The sequence below is a fragment of the Pseudomonas frederiksbergensis genome (assembly GCF_017114915.1).
In the GTDB taxonomy this organism is placed as follows: Bacteria; Pseudomonadota; Gammaproteobacteria; order Pseudomonadales; family Pseudomonadaceae; genus Aquipseudomonas; species Aquipseudomonas frederiksbergensis_I.
In genome coordinates this window covers 25,112-48,993 of record NZ_JAAUOE010000026.1, presented here as the reverse complement: position 1 = coordinate 48,993, position 23,882 = coordinate 25,112, and the positions used below count along the sequence as shown (strand labels likewise).

General features: G+C 59.9%; 18 protein-coding genes. 8 read left to right on the top strand and 10 right to left on the bottom strand.

Annotation, left to right across the window (positions count from 1 at the left end):
• Window positions 1-64: 64 nt before the first annotated feature.
• From HCU66_RS18510 to aceK, 3 genes are all read right to left on the bottom strand, one after another.
• Window positions 65-1,186 (bottom strand): beta-ketoacyl-ACP synthase III, encoded by a 1,122-nt coding sequence (locus HCU66_RS18510; protein ID WP_205889836.1) that lies wholly within the window; start codon window positions 1,184-1,186, stop codon window positions 65-67.
• Between the two features lie 197 nt (window positions 1,187-1,383).
• On the bottom strand, window positions 1,384-5,295 hold the full coding sequence (gene hrpA / locus HCU66_RS18505; RefSeq protein WP_205889835.1) for an ATP-dependent RNA helicase HrpA: 3,912 nt from the start codon (window positions 5,293-5,295) through the stop codon (window positions 1,384-1,386).
• 182 nt (window positions 5,296-5,477) lie between these two features.
• The gene (aceK, locus tag HCU66_RS18500) at window positions 5,478-7,196 is read right to left on the bottom strand and encodes a bifunctional isocitrate dehydrogenase kinase/phosphatase (protein WP_205889834.1); all 1,719 of its coding nucleotides are present in this window, start codon (window positions 7,194-7,196) and stop codon (window positions 5,478-5,480) included.
• 128 nt (window positions 7,197-7,324) lie between these two features.
• Between aceK and HCU66_RS18495 the strand changes: the two genes are divergently transcribed.
• The gene (locus HCU66_RS18495; RefSeq protein ID WP_205889833.1) at window positions 7,325-8,233 is read left to right on the top strand and encodes an EamA family transporter; all 909 of its coding nucleotides are present in this window, start codon (window positions 7,325-7,327) and stop codon (window positions 8,231-8,233) included.
• A 67-nt stretch (window positions 8,234-8,300) separates the two neighbouring features.
• Here the strand turns inward: HCU66_RS18495 and HCU66_RS18490 are convergent, their stop codons facing one another.
• Window positions 8,301-9,164 (bottom strand): DMT family transporter, encoded by an 864-nt coding sequence (locus HCU66_RS18490; RefSeq protein ID WP_205889832.1) that lies wholly within the window; start codon window positions 9,162-9,164, stop codon window positions 8,301-8,303.
• 416 nt (window positions 9,165-9,580) lie between these two features.
• Between HCU66_RS18490 and HCU66_RS18485 the strand changes: the two genes are divergently transcribed.
• Window positions 9,581-9,889: a hypothetical protein gene (locus tag HCU66_RS18485; RefSeq protein ID WP_338136441.1), complete on the top strand. Its 309-nt coding sequence runs from the start codon at window positions 9,581-9,583 to the stop codon at window positions 9,887-9,889.
• Between the two features lie 251 nt (window positions 9,890-10,140).
• Here the strand turns inward: HCU66_RS18485 and HCU66_RS18480 are convergent, their stop codons facing one another.
• Together HCU66_RS18480 and cysK are read right to left on the bottom strand one after the other, a co-directional pair.
• Window positions 10,141-11,079, bottom strand: a complete 939-nt coding sequence (locus HCU66_RS18480) for an aspartyl/asparaginyl beta-hydroxylase domain-containing protein (protein ID WP_205889831.1) — start codon at window positions 11,077-11,079, stop codon at window positions 10,141-10,143.
• Window positions 11,080-11,310: 231 nt separating this feature from the next.
• Window positions 11,311-12,285 carry a cysteine synthase A gene (gene cysK / locus HCU66_RS18475; RefSeq protein ID WP_205889830.1) on the bottom strand — a complete coding sequence of 325 codons (975 nt, stop codon included), beginning with the start codon at window positions 12,283-12,285 and terminating at the stop codon, window positions 11,311-11,313.
• A 126-nt stretch (window positions 12,286-12,411) separates the two neighbouring features.
• Between cysK and HCU66_RS18470 the strand changes: the two genes are divergently transcribed.
• From HCU66_RS18470 to HCU66_RS18460, 3 genes are all read left to right on the top strand, one after another.
• Window positions 12,412-13,488: a DUF748 domain-containing protein gene (locus tag HCU66_RS18470; RefSeq protein ID WP_205889829.1), complete on the top strand. Its 1,077-nt coding sequence runs from the start codon at window positions 12,412-12,414 to the stop codon at window positions 13,486-13,488.
• 144 nt (window positions 13,489-13,632) lie between these two features.
• Window positions 13,633-14,478, top strand: coding sequence for an AAA family ATPase (locus HCU66_RS18465; protein ID WP_019580803.1), 846 nt, complete (start codon window positions 13,633-13,635; stop codon window positions 14,476-14,478).
• Window positions 14,479-14,493: 15 nt separating this feature from the next.
• Entirely contained in the window at window positions 14,494-15,672 is a 1,179-nt protein-coding gene (locus HCU66_RS18460) for a vWA domain-containing protein (RefSeq protein WP_205889828.1), read from the top strand.
• Window positions 15,673-15,817: 145 nt separating this feature from the next.
• Here the strand turns inward: HCU66_RS18460 and HCU66_RS18455 are convergent, their stop codons facing one another.
• The 4 genes from HCU66_RS18455 to HCU66_RS18440 all read right to left on the bottom strand — a co-directional run bounded on the left by HCU66_RS18455 (window position 15,818) and on the right by HCU66_RS18440 (window position 19,549).
• A complete protein-coding gene (locus tag HCU66_RS18455) occupies window positions 15,818-16,735 on the bottom strand; it encodes a 5-oxoprolinase subunit C family protein (RefSeq protein ID WP_205889827.1) in 918 nt (305 codons plus the stop codon).
• A complete protein-coding gene (locus HCU66_RS18450; protein ID WP_205889826.1) occupies window positions 16,732-17,436 on the bottom strand; it encodes a 5-oxoprolinase subunit B family protein in 705 nt (234 codons plus the stop codon). Before HCU66_RS18450 ends, HCU66_RS18455 begins: the two co-directional genes overlap by 4 nt.
• Window positions 17,433-18,185 (bottom strand): 5-oxoprolinase subunit PxpA, encoded by a 753-nt coding sequence (locus HCU66_RS18445; RefSeq protein ID WP_123501100.1) that lies wholly within the window; start codon window positions 18,183-18,185, stop codon window positions 17,433-17,435. The genes HCU66_RS18450 and HCU66_RS18445 overlap by 4 nt, the downstream gene beginning before the upstream one ends.
• Before the next feature lie 77 nt (window positions 18,186-18,262).
• A complete protein-coding gene (locus tag HCU66_RS18440; protein WP_007934112.1) occupies window positions 18,263-19,549 on the bottom strand; it encodes an MFS transporter in 1,287 nt (428 codons plus the stop codon).
• A 160-nt stretch (window positions 19,550-19,709) separates the two neighbouring features.
• Here HCU66_RS18440 and HCU66_RS18435 point away from each other — a divergent pair, with 160 nt between their 5' ends.
• From HCU66_RS18435 to HCU66_RS18425, 3 genes are all read left to right on the top strand, one after another.
• Window positions 19,710-20,639, top strand: a complete 930-nt coding sequence (locus HCU66_RS18435; protein WP_205889825.1) for a LysR family transcriptional regulator — start codon at window positions 19,710-19,712, stop codon at window positions 20,637-20,639.
• A 111-nt stretch (window positions 20,640-20,750) separates the two neighbouring features.
• Window positions 20,751-22,673 (top strand): IucA/IucC family protein, encoded by a 1,923-nt coding sequence (locus HCU66_RS18430; RefSeq protein ID WP_205889824.1) that lies wholly within the window; start codon window positions 20,751-20,753, stop codon window positions 22,671-22,673.
• Window positions 22,663-23,874, top strand: coding sequence for an MFS transporter (locus tag HCU66_RS18425; RefSeq protein WP_205889823.1), 1,212 nt, complete (start codon window positions 22,663-22,665; stop codon window positions 23,872-23,874). The genes HCU66_RS18430 and HCU66_RS18425 overlap by 11 nt, the downstream gene beginning before the upstream one ends.
• Window positions 23,875-23,882: the final 8 nt, after the last annotated feature.

The following is a 23,882-nucleotide window of genomic DNA, read 5'->3' as shown; positions in this document are numbered from 1 at the left end:
CCTGACTATTTCGAATGTAGGAATTGTCATCACAAGTCTGAAGAAAGAACGACAGCAGCTCCGATCAACGCTTGCGCAGAATCACGCTGCCAATCGAGTAACCGGCGCCGAACGAGCTGAGCACGGCCAGCGATCCGCTGACCAGATCGTCCTGATTTTTGTGGAACGAAATCACCGAACCGGCGGAGCTGGTGTTGGCGTAGGTGTCGAGAATCACCGGGGCTTCCGCTTCGGTGGCATCGCGGCCCAGCAGTTTCTTGACGATCAGGTGGTTCATGCTGAGGTTGGCCTGGTGCAGCCAGAAGCGCTTCACGTCGCTGACGTTGAGCTGGTTTTCTTCCAGGTGCGTGGCGATCAGCTCGGCGACCATCGGGCAGACATCGCGGAACACCTTGCGGCCTTCCTGGACGAACAGTTTGTCGGGGGCACCGATGCCCTCTTCCGCGGCGCGGTTGAGGAAACCGAAGTTGTTACGGATGTTGTTGGAGAACTTGGTCAGCAGTTTGGTGCTGACCACGTCGAACTGATACTTGGAGGTCGCCAGATCCGCACGCTCGATGATCACTGCCGTGGCCGCGTCGCCGAAGATGAAGTGGCTGTCGCGGTCGCGGAAATTCAGGTGACCGGTGCAGACTTCCGGGTTGACCATCAGGATCGCCCGGGCCTGGCCCAGTTGCACGCTGTTGGCCGCGGCCTGGATGCCGAAGGTCGCCGAAGAGCACGCCACGTTCATGTCGTAGCCGAAACCCTGGATGCCCAGCGCTTCCTGAACTTCGATGGCGATGGCCGGGTAGGCGCGTTGCAGGTTGGAACAGGCGACGATCACACCGTCGATGTCAGCGGCGGTCTTGCCGGCGCGCTGCAAGGCTTGCTCGGCCGCGCCGATGGCCATCTGGCACAGCACCGACCACTCGTCATTGGAGCGCTCGGGCAAGCGTGGCGCCATGCGCTGCGGGTCGAGGATGCCCTCTTTGTCCATGACAAAGCGGCTCTTGATGCCGGAGGCTTTTTCGATAAACGCTGCGCTGGATTCGGTCAATGCCTGGATTTCGCCGCGGGCGATGGCCTCGGCGTTGTCGGCGTTGAACTGCGCGACGTAAGTATTGAAAGACTGCACCAGCTCTTCGTTGGAGATGCTGTTGGCCGGGGTGTACAGGCCGGTGCCGCTGATGACGACGTTATGCATGGTCGTTTCTCTAGTTTGTTCAGGCAGAAAGCGCTGGCACCGACGTACCAACACACAAAGGGTCTATTCCAGGTTCCGGACGCAAACCTGGCATCGCTTTATTCCGATCCGCCCAGGCCCGTGGAGGCTCAAAACCGCGGGGCCGGCGTTTATAGGCGCGAAGTTTGCCATAAACGCTGGCTTTTGGCGCCTTTTTGCTACGCCTCGACCTGGCTCCATTGCTTGCTCAAGCGCTTGTCGGAGATCGGCACCTTGGTCCCCAACTGCTGCGCGAACAGCGAAACCCGGTACTCCTCCAGCCACCAGCGATAAAGCTCCAGCTGCGGATCGCGCTTGCCTTCCTGGGCGTGTTTGTTGGCGCGGGTCTGGTACTGCGTCCACAGACCGGACAACTCGCCGCTCCAGACCCGGTCCTTCTGCACCTGAGCACCGAGTTTCTCGAAACGCTGCTCGACGGCCTTTAGGTAACGCGGCAGCTCCTTGAGCCACGGCATCGGCGTTTCACGCACGAACCCCGGATACACCAGATGGCTGAGCTGCTGCTTGATGTCGTTCAAGGCCACGGCTTGCGCCAGGTCGATCTTGCCCTTGAAGCGTTTTTGCAAGCCGTGCCAGTGCTTGAGAATGTCCAGGGTCAGCCTGGCCAGACGCTCGGCATGCTCGGTCCAGGCACCGCGTTTGCGTTCGGCCAGGGACGCCAGCGCGGCGCCATCGCGTGGCAACGGGTCTTCACCGTCGAGGATGCAGCTGTCGAGACTGGCCAGCAGAATGTCTTCCACCAGGCTGTCGATGCGCCCCAGTTCGCGGTACATCAGGCCCAACTCGGTCAGCCCCGGCAACTTGCCGCGCAAAAACTTCGCAGGTTCCGCCAATTGCTGCATCAGCAGGCGCTGCAAGGCCCGGCGATGCTGGAACTCGGCTTCGGCCGGGGTCGAGAAACGTCCTTCCTTGACTGTCCCGGCCTCTTCCACCAGCGCCGGATACACCGTCATCGACAGCCCGGCGATCTTCTGTTGGGTTTTCTCGGCGACGGCGGCGAAGACTTTCGCCTCCACCGGTTGTTGGCTTTTCGCGGTTTGCGGCACCGCCAAGGCGGCCTGGCTGGCCTCGGCAAAACGTGCGGTCAGCTCGGCCAGGTCACGCCCTTCGCCGAGGAACTTGCCCTGGCCGTCGACGATTTCCAGGTTCATCCGCAAATGGCTTTCAACCTGCTGCGACGCTTCGGCCCACGCCTCATCGCTGACTCGCGCCCCGGTCATGCGCAGCAACTCGCGGCCCAGCGCCTGGGGCAGCGAGCCCTCGCCGAAGGTCATACGCTGCATCGCGGCTTTGACGAAGTCCGGCACCGGCACGAAATTCTTGCGCAAGGCCTTGGGCAGGTTGCGCACCAGCGCAATGCACTTGGCCTCGATCACACCCGGCACCAGCCATTCCAGACGTTCCGGCGGCAGCATCGGCAACAGCGGTGCCGGCACGCGCAAGGTCACGCCGTCACGCCGATGGTTGGGCTCGAAGTGGTAACTCAGCGCCAGTTCCAGGTCGCCGATGTGCAGGGTGTCCGGGTAATGCGCGGCGGTGACTTCACTGGCTTCGCGGGCCAGCACGTCTTCTTCACGCATGATCAGCAGCTGCGGGTCTTTCTGGCTGTTGACCCGGTACCAGCTGTCGAAGGTCGCGGTCTGGTGGATCTCCGCCGGCAGGCGCGCATCGTAGAAAGCGAACAGGGTTTCTTCGTCGGCCAGAATGTCCCGGCGCCGGGCCTTGGCTTCCAGTTCGTCGAGCTGCTCCAGCAGTTGCTTGTTGGCTGTCAGGCACTTGGCTTTGGATTGAATCTCGCCACGCACCAAGGCTTCGCGGATAAACAATTCGCGGGACACCACCGGGTCGACCGGGCCGTAATGCACCGGCCGGCGTCCGACCACGATCAGCCCGAACAGGGTGATTTGCTCGAAGGCCACCACCTGCCCGCGCCTCTTCTCCCAATGGGGTTCGAAGTGGTTTTTCTTGATCAGGTGCCCGGCCAGCGGCTCGATCCAGTCGGCGTCGATCTTGGCGACCATCCGCGCGTAGAGCTTGGTGGTTTCCACCAGTTCGGCGGTCATCAGCCACTGCGGGCGCTTCTTGCCCAGGCCCGACGACGGGTGAATCCAGAAGCGCCGCTGGCGGGCACCGAGGTAGTCGCCGTCTTCGGTTTTCTGGCCGATCTGGCTGAGCAATCCGGACAGCACGGCTTTGTGCAGTTTCGGATAATCCGCCGGCTCTTTGTTGAGGCTCAGCTGCATGTCGCGGCAAATCAGGCTCAACTGGCGATGGGAGTCGCGCCACTCGCGCAGGCGCAGGTAATTGAGGAAGTTCTTGCGGCACCAGTTGCGCAACGGACTGGCGGTCAACGCCTGGCGCTGCTCTTCAAAACCACGCCACAGATTGACCAGCCCGGCGAAATCCGAGTCCACGTCTTTCCACTGCGCGTGGGCCTGATCGGCGGCCTGTTGCCGCTCCGGCGGACGTTCGCGCGGATCCTGGATCGACATGGCGCTGGCGACGATCAGCACTTCCTGCAAGCTGCCGAGTTTGGCCGCTTCCAGCAGCATACGGCCCATGCGCGGGTCCACCGGCAGCCGCGCCAGTTGGCGACCGAGTGGGGTCAGCTGGCTGTTGCGGTCCACCGCCGAGAGTTCTTGCAGCAGGTTGAAACCGTCGCTGATGGCTTTGCCATCCGGCGGCTCGATAAACGGGAAATCGGTGATCTCGCCGAGGCGCAGATGGAGCATCTGCAGAATCACCGCCGCGAGGTTGGTCCGCAGGATTTCCGGATCGGTGAATTCCGGCCGACCGATGAAATCCTCTTCGCTGTACAAGCGCACGCAAATGCCCGGCTCGACCCGCCCGCAGCGGCCTTTACGCTGGTTGGCGCTGGCCTGGGAAATCGCTTCGATGGGCAGGCGCTGGACCTTGGCGCGATAGCTGTAACGGCTGATGCGCGCGGTGCCGCTGTCGATCACGTAACGAATGCCCGGCACTGTCAGCGAGGTTTCCGCGACGTTGGTCGCCAGGACCACGCGACGGCCTGGGTGCGACTGGAAAATCCGCTGCTGCTCGGCCGGTGACAGCCGTGCGTACAACGGCAGGATCTCGGTGTGTTTGAGTTGGGCCTTGCGCAGCATGTCCGCCGCGTCGCGAATCTCGCGCTCGCCGGGCAGGAACACCAACACGTCGCCGGGGCTCTTGCGCTCACTGCGTTCGAACGCGGCGATTTCGTCGAGGGTGGCGAGGATCGCCTGATCCACGGTCAGGTCATCCTCGACGCGGTTGCCCTCCTCGTCCTGCTCCAGGGTCAGCGGGCGATACCAGGTTTCGACCGGGAACGTACGGCCGGAGACTTCGACAATCGGCGCATCATCGAAGTGTTTGGAGAAACGCTCCAGGTCGATGGTGGCCGAGGTGATGATGACCTTCAGGTCCGGACGACGGGGCAGCAGGGTTTTCAGGTAACCGAGCAGGAAGTCGATGTTCAGACTGCGCTCGTGGGCTTCGTCGACGATGATCGTGTCGTAGCGTTCGAGGTAGCGATCGTTCTGGGTTTCCGCCAGCAGGATGCCGTCGGTCATCAGTTTGATCAGGGTGTTGGCATCGCTCTGATCCTCGAACCGCACCTGATAGCCGACCAGCGCGCCCAACGGCGTCGCCAGCTCTTCGGCGACCCGGCTCGCCACGCTGCGCGCCGCAATTCGGCGCGGCTGGGTGTGGCCGATCAGGCCATGCTGGCCGCGACCGATTTCCAGGCAGATCTTCGGCAACTGGGTGGTTTTACCCGAACCGGTTTCACCGGCAATGATCAGCACCTGATGCTTTTGCAACGCCGCTTTGATTTCGTCGCGCTTGGCGGCGATCGGCAGGCTGTCGTCGTAACGAATCACCGGCAGGCTGGCCTTGCGCGCCAGCACCTGATCGCAGGACGCCTGCGTACGCGTCACCCACTGGGCCAGTTTGGCCTCGTCAGGTTTTTTGCGCAGCTCAAGCAACTGCCGCCGCAGCCGGTGGCGGTCGGCGAGCATGGCGTGATCGAGGTTTTTCAGCAGTTTGTCGATGGAAGGCGATTCGTCAGTCATCAGGTACGCAAAAGTCGTCTAGTGGCGCAGGGGGGCGATTGTCGCAGATTTGCGCCCTACTGTGATCGTTCCCACGCTCTGCGTGGGAATGCCTCAATGGACGCTCTGCGTCCGCTCTTGGGACGCGGAGCGTCCCGGGCTGCGTTCCCACGCTGAGCGTGGGAACGATCTGTAGCAGCGGGCTATTCGTTATCGAGGCCCTTACGCCGATACGGGAACACATCAATCACCTTCCCCGCCCGAATTGCTTCCTGCAGCCCCTTCCAGTAATCGGCGTTGTACAGCTCGCCGTGCAACTGATCGAACAGCTTGCGCTGCGCCGAATCAGCAAACAGGAACGGTGGAAATTCCTCGGGAAACACATCCAGTGGCCCGATCGAGTACCAGGGTTCGGAGGCCATTTCGTCTTCCGGCGTGCGCGGTTGCGGGATGTGGCGGAAGTTGGCTTCGGTCAGGAAACAAATCTCGTCATAGTCATAAAACACCACGCGACCGTGACGGGTGACGCCAAAATTCTTCAACAGCATGTCGCCAGGGAAAATGTTTGCCGCCGCCAGTTGTTTGATCGCCAGGCCATAATCTTCCAGCGCCTCGCGCACCTGCGCTTCGTTGGCATGTTCCAGATAAAGGTTCAACGGCGTCATCCGGCGTTCGGTCCAGCAGTGGCGGATCAGTACCGTATCGTCTTCCACCGACACCGTGGACGGCGCCACTTCAAGCAATTCTTCCAGGCACGCCGGGTCGAATTTGCTCAAGGGGAAACGGAAGTCGGCGAACTCCTGGGTGTCGGCCATGCGTCCGACCCGATCGACGCTTTTCACCAGCCGATACTTCTCGATCACCGTGGCGCGGTCGACGTTTTTCGACGGTGAGAAGCGGTCTTTGATGATCTTGAACACGGTGTTGAAGCCCGGCAGGGTAAACACGCTCATGACCATGCCGCGCACGCCGGGGGCCATGATGAACTGGTCGTCGGTGTTGGCCAGATGATTGATCAGTGCCCGATAGAACTCGGACTTGCCATGCTTGTAGAAGCCGATCGAGGTGTACAGCTCGGCGATGTGCTTGCCCGGCAAAATGCGCTTGAGAAAACCGATGAATTCCGCCGGCACCGGCACATCGACCATGAAGTACGAACGGGTGAAGGAGAAGATGATCGACACCTCCGCCTCGTCGGTGATCAGCGCATCGATCTGGATGCCCCGGCCTTCGCGGTGCAGCAGCGGAATCACCAGCGGCCATTGATCGTCCTGGGTGTAAATGCGCCCCACCAGATAGGCGCCCTTGTTGCGGTAAAGCACCGAGGAAAACAGCTCGACACTCAGTTCCGGGTCCTTGCAGACCCAGTCCGGCAGGTTCTCGCGCAGTTGCGCTTCAAGACGACGCAAGTCGCCGGGCAAATTGGCGTAATCCTCGCTGAAGCGGTAGTCGGAAAAAATGCTCGCCAGCATGTCGGATAGCTTGCCCTGGGGCTTGTAGGTACGGGTCTGTGCGGCACGCGCCCGGCGCAAGCTCGGCCGGGTGGTGTGGATGAACATGCAGCCGTCGCTGATCAGGTCATGACTGAACAGCCCGCAGAAGATCGAGTTGTACCAGGTCTCGGACAGTTCATCGTCGAAGCGCAGGTCGATCAGGCTGATGTAGGCGCTTTTGACCAGGGGCCAGCAGCTGACATCCAGCGTGTCGGCGTCGAAAGCGATGTGCAGCCGGTCGACCGTTTCACTGACTTTTTCTTCGTAGAGGTTGATCCGTGCTGCCGACGCGACTTGCGTCTCCTGCCACTGGGCTTGCTCGAAGCGGCCCCGGGCACCGTCGGTGATCTGACGGAAATGCTCGCGGTAATCGTCAAAGCCATCGAGGATCATTCGGGCGATGTCGGCGGCTGGCCATTGCTGCGGCATAGGGAAACCTCGGCGGCTGTTCTTATCGTTGGAGCCTGAGCTTAGTGGCCCTGTGTGACGCAACGCAACCATTGCCTTGTGCCCCGACTGGCGCGACACTTGCGCGCCAATCAAGGAAGGAACGCGCTGTGAACCTCGTCGATATTCTGCGCATGTTGTCGCTTGCTGCCATTTGGGGCGCGAGTTTTCTGTTCATGCGCATTATCGCCCCGGTGATTGGCACAATCCCCACTGCTTTTTTCCGTGTGTCGATTGCCGCCGTCGGGCTGCTGGTGATCGTCGGGCTGATGCGAATCAGCTGGGATTTCAAAGGCAAACTCAAAACCGTGATGCTGCTCGGGCTGATCAACTCCGGGATTCCAGCGACCCTTTATTCCGTGGCCGCGCAAGTGCTGCCGGCCGGTTACTCGGCGATTTTCAACGCCACCACACCACTGATGGGCGTGTTGATCGGCGGGCTGTTCTTCCATGAAAAACTCACCGGGGCGAAGGTCTGCGGGGTGTTTCTCGGGCTGTTCGGCGTCGGCATTCTCACCCGCGCAGGTCCGGTGGCGTTCGACATGGAACTGCTGATGGGCGCACTGGCGTGCCTGATGGCCACCACCTGTTATGGCTTTGCCGGGTTCCTCGCCCGCCGCTGGCTCGATCAGGCCGGCGGTCTCGACAGTCGCCTGTCGGCCCTGGGCAGCATGCTCGGCGCAACGTTGCTTTTGCTGCCGCTGTTCGGCTACAGCGTGATCAGCCAGCCACCGGCGAGCTGGGGTGGCTGGAGCGTCTGGTTGTCGTTGCTGGGGTTGGGTTTGGGCTGCACCGCGTTTGCTTACATCATTTACTTCCGTTTGCTCAGCTCGATCGGCCCGGTGAAATCGATGACCGTGACCTTCATGATCCCGCCGTTCGGGGTGTTGTGGGGCGCGCTGTTACTGGATGAGCCGTTGTCGATGGCGCACTTGTATGGTGGGGTGTTGATTGCGGCGGCGTTATGGCTGGTGTTGAAGCCGGCGGTGGTGAAGCCGGTTGAGGTGGTTGCCCGATAGAACGCCTTCGCGGGCAAGTCGGATCACCTACAAAGGCCCGGAGCTCATGCCCCGGGCCTTGTTTGTTTCAGGTGGTCTTACGGAACACAAACACCAGACCGACGATGATCAACCCCATGCCCAGCAGGCTCAACGCCGCCAGCCGGTTGCCGAAAACCAGGTAATCCATCACCGCCGTCACCGCCGGCACCAGGTAGAACAGACTGGTGACATTCACCAGATTGCCCCGGGCGATCAACCGATACAGCAGCAGCGTCGCCAGCACCGACACCACCAATCCCATCCACAGCACCGGCACGATGAAGCCTGCGCTGTGTTCGACGTGAAACGGCTGAAACGGCACAAACACTCCGCACAACAACAGCCCGGCCAGGTACTGCACCGGCAGTGTGCCGAGGGGATTATCGGTGATTCGTTTCTGCATGATCGAACCGAACGTCATGCTCGCCAGTGCCAACAGACCGCAAAGCATCCCGGCCAACGACATGCCGGCCAAACCGATGCCCTGATAGACCACCATGATCAACCCGGCCAAGCCCAGCGCCAGGCCGAACATCCGGCTTATCGATCGGTGCCGCTCCATGATCACTATGGTGAGAATCGGTTGAACGCCCATGATGGTTGCCATCACCCCCGGTGTGACTTTGAGGTCGAGGGCCAGCAGATAGAAAATCTGATAGGCCCCCAGCAACACCATGCCCGTGGCCATCGCATACAACATCGGCTTGCCGCCCTCGGGCAGTTTCAGCTTGAGCAACGGCACCAGCAGCACCAACCCGCACAAGGCGATGGCGAAACGGACCAGCAGAAAGGCGAAGGGTGATGCGTGGGCCAGCCCCCATTTGGAGAAAATCGCCCCGCTGCTCCACAACAGAACGAACAGGCACGTGGATGCCGCCGCAAGCGCGGACTTTTTCGAAAGGACAAACATGAATACCACCTGTAGTCAGGCAAAAAAAGCCAACTCAGCCGAAGCTGAAATTCAGTAGTTTTTCAGGCGGGCAAAGGGGAGCAGCATAAAAAGCTGATCAGCCCGAGAAGCCAACGCCCGGCGGTGATACGACGACGCACACCGGCGTGCTACTGACAGGTGGAGGGTAATGACTGATCTGCGCAGGCTGCTGATTCCCGCACGGCACGATGCCAGCGTTGGCCGCTGAATCGACTACCGCGTTGATAAGGGAAGCTGGCATGGGCTGATCTTTCTTGATGGGTGGAACGGTGGTTCAGCAAACCACCGAGCGCGGACTATAACCAGCGCGTGACATGGATTGCAATGCTTTTGAGCTCTGGGACGATCCACACTTTTCATGGGGTGAGGTCGTGGGATAGAAGGCGAGGGAACCCTTGGCTCTGGACCTCGCCATTTGGTTCGATGAAGAACTGTGCGGACTATGCTTCGCAAACCCAAACAACAGTCGGCAACGAATCCGCATCGTGCGATTGGAGGGATGTCCACGTGGAGTCCACCCTCTGAAAAACCGTATTGCGCCATTGGCTATGTTGGTTATCGAACAGTACGCCCAAATCATCGGCAGCAGGTTCATTGAAGTTCAGGAGCCGCTGGAGGGTGCAACTTCCATTTACCAACAACTGGGCTTTTATTTCGATGCTGAAAACCGACTTGTCAAAGCACTGGAGAGCCTAGCATCGTGAAAACTGTTCAATTAATAACCAATATCGGAGGGAAGATGCGCAAAGTAATTAAAAAGTCCCCCACAAAGAAAAGCTCACCCACAACAGAAAACAAGCCCATTGCTGTAGAGCTGACAACCAGTCAACGGCGCACTCTGCAGGTTATTGCGACGGGGACCGAAACCGAAGAGCCTAGCCTGCTTGCCGGGCGGCCCTAAAGCTCACGGACAAAAAACGCTCCCAAGGAGCGTTTTTTCATTCCATGGTCGGCCTCAACCAATCAACCAATACCCCAGCAACGTCAACACCACCACCGCCAACACCGGTCGCAGCACGCGATAGGCCTTAGGGTTGCGACGCTTCCACTGCTTGACCACTCCGCTGAGTTTGTCGCTGAAGCTCTTGCTCCAGGCATAGGCCTGGTTAATCCCGCCAACGCGTTCATCGTCAAGATTCTGCGGCGCAGTAGCGCGCCCCAGCCAGCCGCTGATCCAACGGTTGATGCGCGTCATCAGGCGGTTGCTCAAGGGGCGTTCGATGTCGCAGAACAGGATGACACGTGTTTGCCCGGTTTCGTTCTTGACCCAGTGCACGTAGGTTTCATCGAACATCACATCTTCGCCATCACGCCAGGCATAGACCTGGCCGTCAACGAAGATGCGGCAATCCTCGGAGTTGGGCGTCGACAAACCCAGGTGATAACGCAAAGAACCGGCGAACGGGTCGCGATGCGGATTGAGGTGACTGCCGCCGGGCAGCAGCGCAAACATGGCGCCTTTGACAGTCGGGATGCCGCTGACCAACGCCACGGTTTTCGGGCACAGGGCTTCGGCCGACGGCAATGGTTTGTCGTACCACTTGAGGTAAAAACGCTTCCAGCCCTTTTTGAAGAACGAACCGAAGCCAGCGTCATTGTTCTTTTCGGCAGCGCGAATGTAGCCCTCGTCGAACAAGTGCATGGCTTCGTCGCGGATAACTTCCCAGTTGTCCCTGAGCACGTCGAGCTCGGGGAACTTGCTGCGGTCCAGATAGGGTTTGGAGGGCACGCCGGAGCACAAGTACATCAAGGCGTTATAGGGAGCGAACAGGGCTGAGTGATTGACGAACTGACGCAGGACCGGCAAACGCGCCTTGCCACGCAAGTGCACATAGAGCGTGCTGGCCAGGAACAGCAGCAACACCGACGCCTTCGCGACAAAGGAAAAGCTCATCTACAACTCCTTGATAATAAGTAACTCCGCACAACGCCATTTACCCGACGTGGCAGTCGGCCATGATAAACACTACCGGCCTCGGGAAAAACCCGCATAACTCAACATTCAGTGTTAAGGATTACGCAATAAACACTTCTTAACATAGGGTTCCTGAACGGGGGCTGACTTGAATCAACCCCTGTGGCAAGGAGGCTTGTCCTCGCTTTGGCAGCGAAGCAGCCGTAAACGTTATTGCTGATTTTCCTGTTCGGTAAACAGATCACTGAACAACATGCTCGACAGGTAGCGCTCGCCAGAGTCAGGCAGGATGACCACGATGGTCTTGCCCTGCATTTCCGGGGTTTCGGCCAACCGCACAGCCACCGCCATGGCCGCGCCGCAAGAGATGCCGCTCAAAATCCCTTCTTCCTGCATCAGGCGCAGGGCCATCGCCTTGGATTCGTCGTCGCTGACCAACTCCACACGATCAACCATCGACAGGTCCAGGTTCTTCGGCACAAAACCGGCGCCGATGCCCTGAATCTTGTGAGGGCTCGGCTTGATCTCTTCCCCGGCAAGTTTCTGGGTGATTACCGGCGATACCAGCGGCTCCACCGCTACCGAAAGAATCGGTTTGCCCTGGGTATTCTTGATATACCGCGAAACCCCGGTGATGGTTCCACCCGTTCCGACGCCCGCCACCAGCACGTCGACTGCGCCATCGGTGTCGTTCCAGATTTCCGGGCCGGTGGTTTTTTCGTGGATGGCCGGGTTGGCCGGGTTGTCGAACTGCCCCGGCATGAAGTAAGTAGACGGGTCACTGGCGAGGATTTCGGCGGCCTTCTCGATCGCGCCTTTCATGCCTTTGGCCGGCTCCGTCAACACCAGCTCGGCGCCAAGGGCCTTGAGCACCTTGCGTCGTTCGATGCTCATGGACGCCGGCATGGTCAGCACCAGCCGGTAACCGCGAGCGGCGGCAACGAACGCCAGACCGATACCGGTATTGCCCGACGTCGGCTCGATGATGGTCATGCCTGGCTTGAGTTTACCGCTGCTCTCGGCGTCCCAGATCATGTTCGCGCCGATCCGGCACTTGACCGAATAACCGGGGTTACGCCCTTCGATCTTGGCCAGAATGGTGACACCGCGCGGGGCGATACGGTTGATCTGCACCAGCGGCGTATTACCGATGGAGTGGGCGTTGTCAGCATAGATACGGCTCATGGCTGGGTCCTTATACCGCGTTGAATTAGCCCACCAAGGTATGCCTGTTACTCATGGTCGTCCAGTCAGTCGAACGTCCAGCTGCCACAGCAGTCAATCGCATTACACCGCCTGAGATTTGCCGCCATGAAGCGTCGATACAGTTGGCCGCTGTGGACTCTAGCCGGCCTTGTTTTACTGCTGGTTGCCCTGCACATCGCCCTGCCCTATCTGGTGCGTGACTCCCTGAACGAGCGATTGGCCAACATGGGTGACTACCGCGGGCAGATCACCGACGTGGACCTGGCCCTGTGGCGTGGCGCCTACAAAATCAACGGACTGAAAATCGTCAAGGTCGAAGGCAAGGTCCCGGTGCCGTTCGTCAACGCGCCATTGATCGACCTTTCCGTCAGCTGGCGTTCGCTCTGGTACGACCACGCCGTGGTGGCTGAGGTGCAGTTCGACAAACCCGAAGTGAACTTTGTCGATGGTGGCGCCAACAAGAAAAACTCCCAGACCGGTGAAGGCACCGATTGGCGAGCACAATTGGAAAAATTGCTGCCGATCACCTTGAACGAAGTGCGGATCAACGATGGCCGGATCACCTTTCGAAACTTCCATTCCAAACCGCCCGTGAACATGAATGCCACCCAGGTCAATGCCAGCATTTACAACCTGACCAATGTGGTCGACAAAAAAGGCAAGCGTGATGCGCGTTTCGACGGCAAGGCGCTGTTGCTGGGGCATGCGCCCTTGGAAACCACGGCGACTTTCGATCCGCTGAGCGACTTCCAGGACTTCCAGTTCCGCCTGCGCACCAAGGACCTTGAACTCAAACGAATGAACGACTTCGCCGCGGCCTACGGCAAGTTCGACTTCAACGCCGGCCATGGCGACCTGGTCATCGAAGCCGAGGCCAAGAAGGGTCAACTCACTGGCTACATCAAACCGCTATTGCACGACGTCGATGTGTTCAACTGGCAACAGGATGTAGAAAACAAGGACAAAGGGATTTTCCGCTCCATTTGGGAAGCGCTCGTCGGCGGCACCGAAAACGTGCTGAAGAACCAGCCGAAAAACCAGTTCGCCACGCGCGTCCAGCTCAGGGGCAGCGTGCATCAGCGAGATGTCAGTGCATTCGAGGCGTTTTTGCAGATTTTGCGTAATGGTTTCATCGAGGCGTTCAATGCCCAGTATGAACGGCCCAAGCCGGATGCGGGGTGAGTCACCAAGTGACCCTCTATTCAGAGACTGAATAAGCCGTCTGCGTTCACAGTCGACTGGACAGCGCGTTATAGTCGAGCCTGACCATTTATTGCGCCCCGCCCTGCCTCGTTCAGGTCGGTGTTACCGTTCGAGGATTAGCAGATGAAGTTCGAAGGCACCCAGGCCTACGTCGCCACCGATGACCTGAAGCTGGCGGTCAATGCCGCCATCACCCTGGAGCGGCCACTGCTGGTCAAGGGCGAACCAGGCACCGGCAAGACCATGCTCGCCGAGCAACTGGCCGAGTCCTTCGGCGCCAAGTTGATTACCTGGCACATCAAGTCCACCACCAAGGCCCATCAAGGCCTGTACGAGTACGACGCGGTCAGCCGCCTGCGGGATTCGCAACTGGGTGTGGACAAGGTTCACGACGTTCGTAACTACCTGAAAAAGGGCAAGCTCTGGGAGGCTTTCGAGTCCGAAGAGCGGGTGATTCTGCTGATCGATGAAATCGACAAGGCCGACATCGAGTTCCCCAATGACTTGCTGCAAGAACTCGACAAGATGGAGTTCTACGTTTACGAAATCGACGAGACCATCAAGGCCAAAAAGCGTCCGATCATCATCATTACCTCCAACAACGAGAAAGAGCTGCCGGACGCTTTCCTGCGTCGCTGCTTTTTCCATTACATCGCGTTCCCGGATCGCGTGACGCTGCAGAAGATCGTCGACGTGCACTACCCGGACATCAAGAAAGACCTGGTCAGCGAAGCCCTCGACGTATTCTTCGACGTGCGCAAGGTGCCGGGCCTGAAGAAGAAGCCCTCGACCTCCGAACTGGTGGACTGGCTGAAACTGCTGATGGCCGACAACATCGGCGAAGCGGTGCTGCGCGAACGCGATCCGACCAAGGCCATCCCGCCATTGGCAGGCGCTCTGGTGAAGAACGAACAAGACGTGCAATTGCTCGAGCGTCTGGCGTTCATGAGCCGTCGCGGTACTCGCTAAGAAAGGGCAATCGCCATGCTGCTCAATCTGTTCAACGAAATGCGCGCAGCCAAGGTGCCGGTCTCGGTGCGTGAGCTGCTGGACCTGATCAACGCGCTGAAACAGCGCGTAACCTTCGCCGACATGGACGAGTTCTATTACCTGTCCCGAGCGATTCTGGTGAAGGACGAACGGCATTTCGACAAGTTCGACCGGGCGTTCGGTGCCTACTTCAATGGTCTGGAAAAGCTCGACGATCACCTTCAGGCGTTGATCCCCGAAGACTGGCTGCGCAAGGAATTCGAACGTTCCCTGAGCGATGAAGAACGGGCCGCGATCCAGTCCCTCGGCGGCCTGGACAAGTTGATCGAAGAGTTCAAGAAACGCCTGGAAGAACAGAAGGAACGCCACGCCGGCGGCAACAAATGGATCGGTACCGGCGGCACCAGCCCGTTCGGCTCCGGTGGCTTCAACCCGGAAGGCATCCGGGTTGGCGATGCCGGCAAGCGTCAAGGCAAAGCGGTCAAAGTCTGGGATCAGCGCGAGTACAAGAACCTCGATGATTCGGTGGAACTGGGCACGCGCAACATCAAGGTCGCCCTGCGTCGCCTGCGTAAATTCGCCCGTCAGGGTGCGGCAGAAGAACTGGACATCGACGGTACCATCGACCACACCGCGCGCGATGCCGGGTTACTGAACATCCAGATGCGTCCGGAGCGGCGCAACACCGTCAAGCTGTTGCTGCTGTTCGACATCGGCGGTTCGATGGACGCCCACGTGAAGATCTGCGAAGAACTGTTCTCGGCGTGCAAGACCGAGTTCAAGCACCTGGAGTACTTCTACTTCCACAACTTCATTTATGAATCGGTGTGGAAGAACAACATGCGCCGCACTTCCGAGCGCACCGCCACCCAGGACCTGCTGCACAAGTACGGCGCCGACTATAAAGTGATCTTCATCGGTGACGCCGCCATGGCGCCCTATGAAATCACCCAGGCCGGCGGCAGCGTGGAGCACTGGAACGAAGAAGCCGGTTACGTGTGGATGCAACGTTTCAAGGAAAAATACAAGAAACTCATCTGGATCAACCCGTACCCGAAAGACACGTGGGGCTATACCTCGTCGACCAACATCGTGCGGGATTTGATTGACGATCAGATGTATCCGCTGACGTTGCGGGGGTTGGAGGAAGGGATGCGGTTTCTTTCCAAGTAAAGCGTTGCACCTGTGGCGAGGGGGCTTGCCCCCGTTGGGTTGCGAAGCGACCCCAAAATCTGCAATCGCGATGTATCAGACACACCGCATGCAATGGTTCTACGACTGCTGCGCAGCCGAACGGGGGCAAGCCCCCTCGCCACAGTTAAAACCTGCGCAAATACTCGACGTGTTCACGATGCGCGACGTCCTGCACCACCGGTTTCAACCGCACCTTCGCCCCCGGCAAACACTGCGCCAGCCGCGCCAAGGCCAATGGCGTCAACGCACCCAACCGCGGATAACCGCCAATGGTCTGCCGGTCATTGAGCAGCACTATCGGCTGCCCATCCGGCGGCACCTGCACTGCGCCCAGCGGGATGCCTTCGGAAATCATCGGTTTGCCCTGGTACTGCAACGCCGTGCCTAACAGGCGAATGCCCATGCGATCGGCACGGCTGTCGAGGGTCCATACACTGTTGAACGCGTCAAACAGACTCTGGCCGCTGAACTCACCGATTTGCGCGCCGATCACCAAGTCAAGTGGTGAGTCGAGCTTGAAATCCGGGACGTGCTCGTCAGACAGCTCCCGTACCAGCAGCGGCGCCTCCCTCGAGTAGTTCAGCGAAGCACCTTTGGCCAACGCCCGGCCCATCCCGTCGAGGCCACCCAGCTCCTCACGCACCACCGTCGCGCTGCTGCCCAGCACTTTCGGCGCATCAAACCCGCCCGGTGCCGCAAGATAAGCCCGCGCGCCCAGCAACGGCTGATTGAACCGCAAACGCTGACCTTTGCGCAGTTTGAAACTGCGCCATGGTGCCAGTGCCTGACCGTCCAGTTGCGCACCAAGGTCTGCCCCGGCCAGCGCCAAAAGGCAATCTTCCTCGGCGACAACGCTGAATCCGCCGAGGGTGATTTCAATCACCGACGCATCCAGCCCATTGCCCAGAAGCCAGTTGGCCCATGACATCGACCGCCAATCCAGTGCGCCACCCTGAGTGACACCCAGATGCCGCACGCCAAACCGCCCAGCGTCCTGCAACAGGCACAGCGGCGTACTTGCTTCAATCGTCAATCGACTCATGCCAGGGCCTCCAACGGCGTATCGTCACCGCCCAGCTTGATGAATTCGGCATGGCTGACCGCTTCGAAGCGCACCGTGTCGCCCGGTTGCATCAGGCTGTAGCCGTCACGTTCGCGGTCGAACAATTTGGCCGGGGTGCGGCCGATCAGGTTCCAGCCGCCGGGGGACACCACCGGATAAGCCGCCGTCTGGCGTTCGGCGATGCCGACACTGCCGGCGGCGACTTTTTTACGCGGGGTACTCAGACGCGGTGCGGCCAACACTTCGTCCACCAGCCCCATGAAGGCGAACCCCGGCGCGAAGCCCAGCGCGAACACCTGATACTCGTGTTCGCTGTGGCGGCGGATCACTTCATTCACCGCCAATCCGCTGCGCTGAGACAACAGGTTCAATTCCGGACCAACGCTCAAGTCATACCAGACCGGCAGCACATGACATTGGCCACGGGTGCGGGCGTTGGGCGACAGATCGATCAAGGCTTGGGCGATCAATTCCCGGGCCTGAGCGGGATTCAACGCCGTCAAATCGTAATGCACCATCAACGTTGTATAGGACGGCACCAGATCGATCAAATACTCGCCGAACGCAGCTCGCAGGCCTTCGCTGGCCGCGAGCATCCACGGCATGTTGGTCTCGGCAATTTCATCGAACAGGCGCACCATCAGGCAATCGAGCGCCACCACTTCCACCCGTGGTTTCATGATGCGCTCTGCTGATTCAAGGCCTGGCGAATACGCTGCACGGCGGCCACCGAACTGGCGTTGTCGCCGTGTACGCACAGGGTGTTGGCCTGTAAATGCAAGGCGCTACCATCGCTGGCCGTGAGGTTGTCACCGCGGGCAATGATCAGCGCCTGCTCAATGATTTTCTCCGGATCGTGATGCACCGCCCCCGGCAGTTGCCGCGACACCAGCCTTCCGGCGCTGTCGTAAGCGCGATCGGCGAAGGCTTCAAACCACAACGTCACGCCGTACTCATCGCCCAATTGCTGGGCAGCGCTGTTGTCGCGGGTGGCCATCAGCATCAGCGGCAACGTCCGGTCATAGGCCGCCACGGCTTGAATCACCGCACGCAATTGCGCCGGGTTGGCCATCATGTCGTTGTACATCGCGCCGTGGGGTTTGACGTAACTCACCCGCCCGCCCTGAGCCCGGCAAATGCCGTCGAGGGCACCGATCTGGTAGTGCAACAGGTCTTGCAGTTCCTGGGCGGTATACGCCATGGAGCGGCGGCCGAAACCGACCAGATCCTGATAGGCCGGGTGCGCGCCGATCTGCACGCCGTGGCTCAGGGCCAGGCTGACGGTCTTGCGCATGATGCTCGGGTCGCCGGCGTGGAAGCCGCAGGCGATGTTGGCACAGTCGATGAAGGGCATGACCTCGGCGTCCAGACCCATGGTCCAGTTACCGAAACTCTCGCCGATGTCGCAGTTCAATAGCAGGCGGTTCACGGTGAACACTCCTGTAGGCTTTTTCTTTTTAGCTGAAGGGCATATGCCCCTCAGATTATCAGTTACCGGACATTCGGTTATTCGGCGTCGAGTTGCTTGCCACGGGTTTCCGGCAGGCTCAGTGCCGCCAGGATCACCACCCCGTAGGACACCGCCGCGAAAGCCCCGATTCCCACGCTCAACGGCACCTTCTGACTGAGCAAGCCGATCAGCAGCGGGAACAACGCCGCCAGCGCCCGACCGATGTTGTAGCAAAAACCCTGGCCCGAGCCGCGAATCCGCGTCGGAAACAGCTCGGTCAGAAACGAGCCCATGCCGCTGAAAATACCGGATGCAAAGAAGCCCAATGGAAAGCCCAACCACAGCATCACACCGTTGCTGACCGGCAATTGGGTGTAGAGCAGAACAATGGTGAACGAGCCAACCGCGAACAGAATGAAGTTCTTTTTACGGCCGAGGATGTCAGTCAAATACGCGCTGATCACGTAACCGACGTAGGACCCGATGATCACCATCGCCAGATAACCGCCCGTGCCGAGTACGCTCAAGCCCCGTTCGTTTTTAAGAAAGGTCGGCAGCCACGAGGTGATCGCGTAGTAACCGCCGAGGGCGCCGGTGGTCAGTATCGACGCGCGAATGGTAGTGAAGAGGATGCCGGGGGCGAAAATCTCGTAGAACTTCGCCGGGTTGCTTGGCTCTTGCCTGGCCTTGGCTTCACGGTAGATTTCCGGGTCCTTGACCAGGCGACGGACGAAGATCACGAAAATCGCCGGCACGATGCCGAGAATGAACAGCGCTCGCCAGGCGTCTTCCGGCGGCAACACCGAGAACAGCAGCGCATACAGAATGGCCGTCAGCCCCCAACCCAATGCCCAACCCGATTGCACCATGCCGACCGCTTTGCCACGGTCCTTGGCGCGGATCACCTCACCAATCAACACCGCGCCAGCCGTCCATTCACCGCCGAAGCCGAAGCCCATCAAGGTGCGCGCAATCAGCAGTTGTTCGTAGTTCTGGGCGAAGCCGCAGAGGAACGTGAAGAAGGCGAACCAGAGCACCGTCAGTTGCAGGGTGCGCACCCGACCGATGCGGTCGGAGAGAATCCCCGCCACCCAGCCACCGATGGCCGAGGCGATCAGGGTGCTGGTGTGAATCAGCCCGGCCTGGCCGGTGGTGATGCCCCACATGGCAATCAGGGTCGGTACCACGAAGCTGAGCATCTGGGTGTCCATGCCGTCCAGGCCATAGCCGATCTTGCAGCTCCAGAACGTGCGACGCTCTTGTTTATTGATGTTGCGGTACCAGTCGAAAGGTCCCGGGCGAGCCGTGGCTTTGGGGATGTCGAGGGTGTCGGGCGCACTCATGGCAAAATCTCCGTGCATATTTTATTGGTATTGTTCTGAGCCCCGACGACGCCTATCGTGGGAACCGGATGGCCTGATTTTTGGGCGGTTGGCCCTGCTGCGTCCAACTAATAAAAACCCGCCCTAGACATAAGAAAAATTTTATCCACGAGCTGACCCCATGAACCTGAAGTTTCTCGAGACGTTTGTCTGGGTCGCCCGACTCAAGAGTTTTCGCCTGACGGCCGACAAGCTCTTCACCACCCAGGCATCGATTTCCAGCCGTATCGCCGTGCTCGAAAGTGAGCTTGGAGTGAAGCTGTTCCTGCGCGACTCCCGCGGCGTGAGCCTGACCCCCGAAGGCTTGAAAGTGCTCGAATATGCCGAGCAGATGATGGACACAATGCAGGCGCTCAAGCACGCGATCGAGACGCGCTCGAGCAAGGTCGGACGGGTTCGTATCGGCGTCATGGACACGGTGATCCACACCTGGCTCAGCCCGTTGGTGGCGCAGATGATGGATCACTATCCGCTGGTGGAAATCGAGCTGGTGGCCGATACCGCGCTCAACCTCTGCGATCAGCTGCAAAAAGGCTTTCTCGATCTGATCCTGCAAACCGACCTGCTGCGCCAGGAAAGCGTGCGCAGCCTGGAGCTGGCCAGCCATCCGATGGGCTGGATCGTGGCCAGCAACTCCATCTACAACCGTGAATATTCAGGTGTCGCCGACCTGGCACGGGAGCGGATCATCACCTATTCGAAAAACTCCCGTCCGCATCAGGACGTCTTGAGCCTGATGCAGGCCAACGGGGTCATGGCGCCACGGCTCAATTGTGTGAATTCAGTGTCGGCAATTACTCGTTTATTGCGGGACGGCTTCGGTATTGGTGCCCTGCCGCCGGTGCTGGTGGCCGAGGAACTGGCCCGGGGAGAGTTGACCTTGCTGGCCATGGATCAACGCCCGCCGAATTTGCAGGTGGTGGTGTCATGGCGGATGGGCGTGGAGTGGGTCGAAGAAATCGTGACGTTGTGTCAGCAAGTCGTGGAGCGCTATGCGCAGAAAATGGGCGAACACTACATCGTCTTGAGCCAACCTCAGAGCAGGATCTGAAAGACATTTTCCAAACTGTAAATATGAACCACTATCATTTGCATTAATTTTTCAAAACGGTATTCTTTGCGCGCTTTCAGCTAATCCATTGTCCCGAAGGAGTCGGACCTGATGCGCGGCTACACGCAAAAACAGCAGCAATTGCTCGCCCACTGGAGCGAAGCTCTCGGCACTCAGGCTTTCCAGTCCCACCGCATCACTCTCGATCATTTGAGCAATGCCCTGGAGCCCGCCGCCCAGCGCTGCTTCCAACGCCTGATCCAGGCGCTGTTTCGTGAAGAGCTGATCAACCCCGACACCTGCGAATATGACGACGCCAGCCGTTGCTGGCTGCCGCTTGGCGATGGCGCGCACCTTTGCTTCGAGCACTTGTCGGGTGGAAGGATGAATAGCTGGGACGTACGCGGCAGCATCGTCCTGCACACCCCCGACACACTGCCGCAAAAAATCCAGTTGCCCAGCGAGCTGCTCGCTCACCTCAGCACTCAGCTCAACCCGCCAGCCTCCCCACAGGTCCTGGAACGTCTGGCCCGGGAGCTGGATGACAGTTTCAGCAACGACACCCTGTGCCTGGCGTTTCACCATGGATGGACCGAGCGCCTGAGAGAGCAGATCGACACCGGGTACGACGACAATCTGCTCGCCTGGCTCAAAGCCGGCCCCGGCCACCAGAACCCGACGTCACTGCTCGAACAGTGGGGCACGCTCGGCCATCCGTGGCACCCGAACTACAAGACCAAACTGGGCTTGAGCGCCGCTCAGGTCATCGCTTTCTCGCCAGAATTCGAAGCGAGTTTTCCGATTGTCCTGTGCGCCCTGCACCGCCAGTACGCTCATGTTGAAGCGCTGGCGGGCACCATGGACTACTGGGATTGGTGGCAAGGTCACTTCCCACAGGCCGCCGAGCAATTGCAACGCCATTTGCAGCAACTGGGCCTGGACGCAAAGGACTACCTCCCGCTTCCGTCACACCCATGGCAAGCCCATGAAGAGCTGCCACATTCGTTCGCCAACGAGATCGCCGACAACCTGCTGATCGTCACTGACATCGTTGCGTTTACCGGCCACCCGACCATGTCCTTCCGCACGGTCCTGCCAGAGGCCAGTCGCACGGCACCGATGGTCAAACTGCCAGTGGCTTTGCGCCTGACCAGCGTGCAGCGCACCGTGTCGCCGCGCTCGGCCCGGATGGGGCCGCGCATCAGCCAACTGATATTGAATATTCTCGATCAGGAGCCGCAGATTCAGCGTCTGCTGAACATCGTTCCAGAGCGCATCGGCGTGCACTACGCACCACTGCCGGCCGATGACGAGCACTCCCGGCATGCGGCTGTGCTGTATCGCGACAACCCGCAGACCCTGCTGCAAGAAGGCGAGTTGGCGGTGCCGGTCGGCAGCCTGTTCGCCGTCAACGAATTCGAACAACCGCTGCTGCGTGATTGGGTAAGACTGGCTCAGGGCCGGGACGACAGCGAAGCCATGTTGGCGTTCTTCGATGATTACCTGGCGATTGCCGTGCCGAGTCTGCTGGGCATTTACCTGATGTATGGCGTGGCGTTCGAAGCGCATCAGCAAAACAGCTTCATGGTGATGGGCGCTGACGGGCAGTTGAATCGACTGCTGTTGCGTGATTTCGGCGACGTTCGTATCGATCGCAAAACCCTGCACGCCAAGGGTCTGGATATCCGGTTGCACGATCCGAAAATGACCCTGTATGACGACGCAGGCTTTGTCCGCGACAAACTCCTGCACACCACCTTCATGTGCCACCTCGGTGAGCTGACTTTGCTTTGTGCCCGTCACTGGAATGTGCCGGAAAATATCCTGTGGGAGCGATTGGCAGCGCACGTTGCACAGTGCTTCGAGACCTTGCGCGAGCACGTTGAACCGGCACGTTGGGAAAGCGAACGCCAAGCCTTGCTGGAACAGGATTGGCCCGCCAAATCGTTCATGCGCATGCGCTTGCTCGACAGTCATGCCGACATCGTCGGACGCCTGAGTAACCCGCTGCGACCCAACACCCATGCTCGCTGACGGTCGCGCCCTGCGACTGCTGATCGTCATCCAGTTTGTCTCCATGGGCGCCATGGAAATGAGCGGCCCGTTCTGGCCCTTGCAGATCCAGCATCTGCTCGGGCCGGAGGGCGCCGGCTACACCGTGCTGTTATCGGCGATGGTCTATGCCGGCCCGATGCTGGCGGCCATGCTCCTGACCCCCCTGTGGGGCCGGTTGGGGGATCGCACCGGACACAAACCGATGATTGTTCGGGCGTTGCTGGCCCTCGCGCTGTGCCAGGGGTTGGCGGCCATCACTCTCGACCCGTGGCTGCTGGTGGGTATTCGCGTGATGCAAGGCGCATTGGCCGGTTTTCTCGCTGCCGCGCAAGCCTATGCCTTGGCCTGCTGCGACAATGCCAGACGGGGTCACACCCTGGCCCGCCTACAATCGGCAACCGCCGTCGGCTCGTTGATCGGCCCGGTGCTGGGTGGCTGGCTGATGGACATCTCGGGGTTTGCCTTGCTGTGTTATGGCGCGACAGCGATTTGCCTGCTGTGCGCACTGGGGAGTTTTTTCCTGCCGGCCGACAAGGCGCGCACCTCGAAGAAGAAACCTGTTGAGCCGGTTGCCCTGCCCAAAGGCTGGCTCAGTGCAATCCTGTTGGTGATCGTCTTGATTCAGGCGGCGAAGATGATGCCGCAGTCGTTCTACGCGCTGTACGTCGCGAACATTCTGCAGGCCCCAAGCTGGCTGATCGGCGCCACCTACGCGGCGAGCGCCGCGACCCTGGCCATTTGCGCGCCGCTGTGGGGACGCCTGTTCGACCGCTGGCAGCCGGCCTACACCTTGCGCGTCATCGAAGGCGTGGCCTGGCTGTGTGCCCTGACGCTGGCGGCCACGGCATTGGCCAACGAATGGCTGGGGTTTCTCGTCAGCCGACTCGTCTGGGGCATCTGGCAAGGCGCCCTGCTGCCCGTCGCCTATGCACTGATCGCCAACACCATTTCCGTAAACCAGCAGGGCTTCGCGCTCGGCCTCGGCAACAGCGCGGCAAAGGCTGGAGCCCTGCTCGGTGTCGTCCTTGGCGGGATCGGCATGGGCCTGGTCGGCCTGGCCCACAGTTTCTGGCTGGTGGCGCTGACCTACGCCATAGCCGCCATCGGCATTCGCTGGGTGCGCTCGTTCAGCTCCGCGCCTGACCGCTCGACCTTATCGCCCCACACTTATCACAACTAAAAAAGACT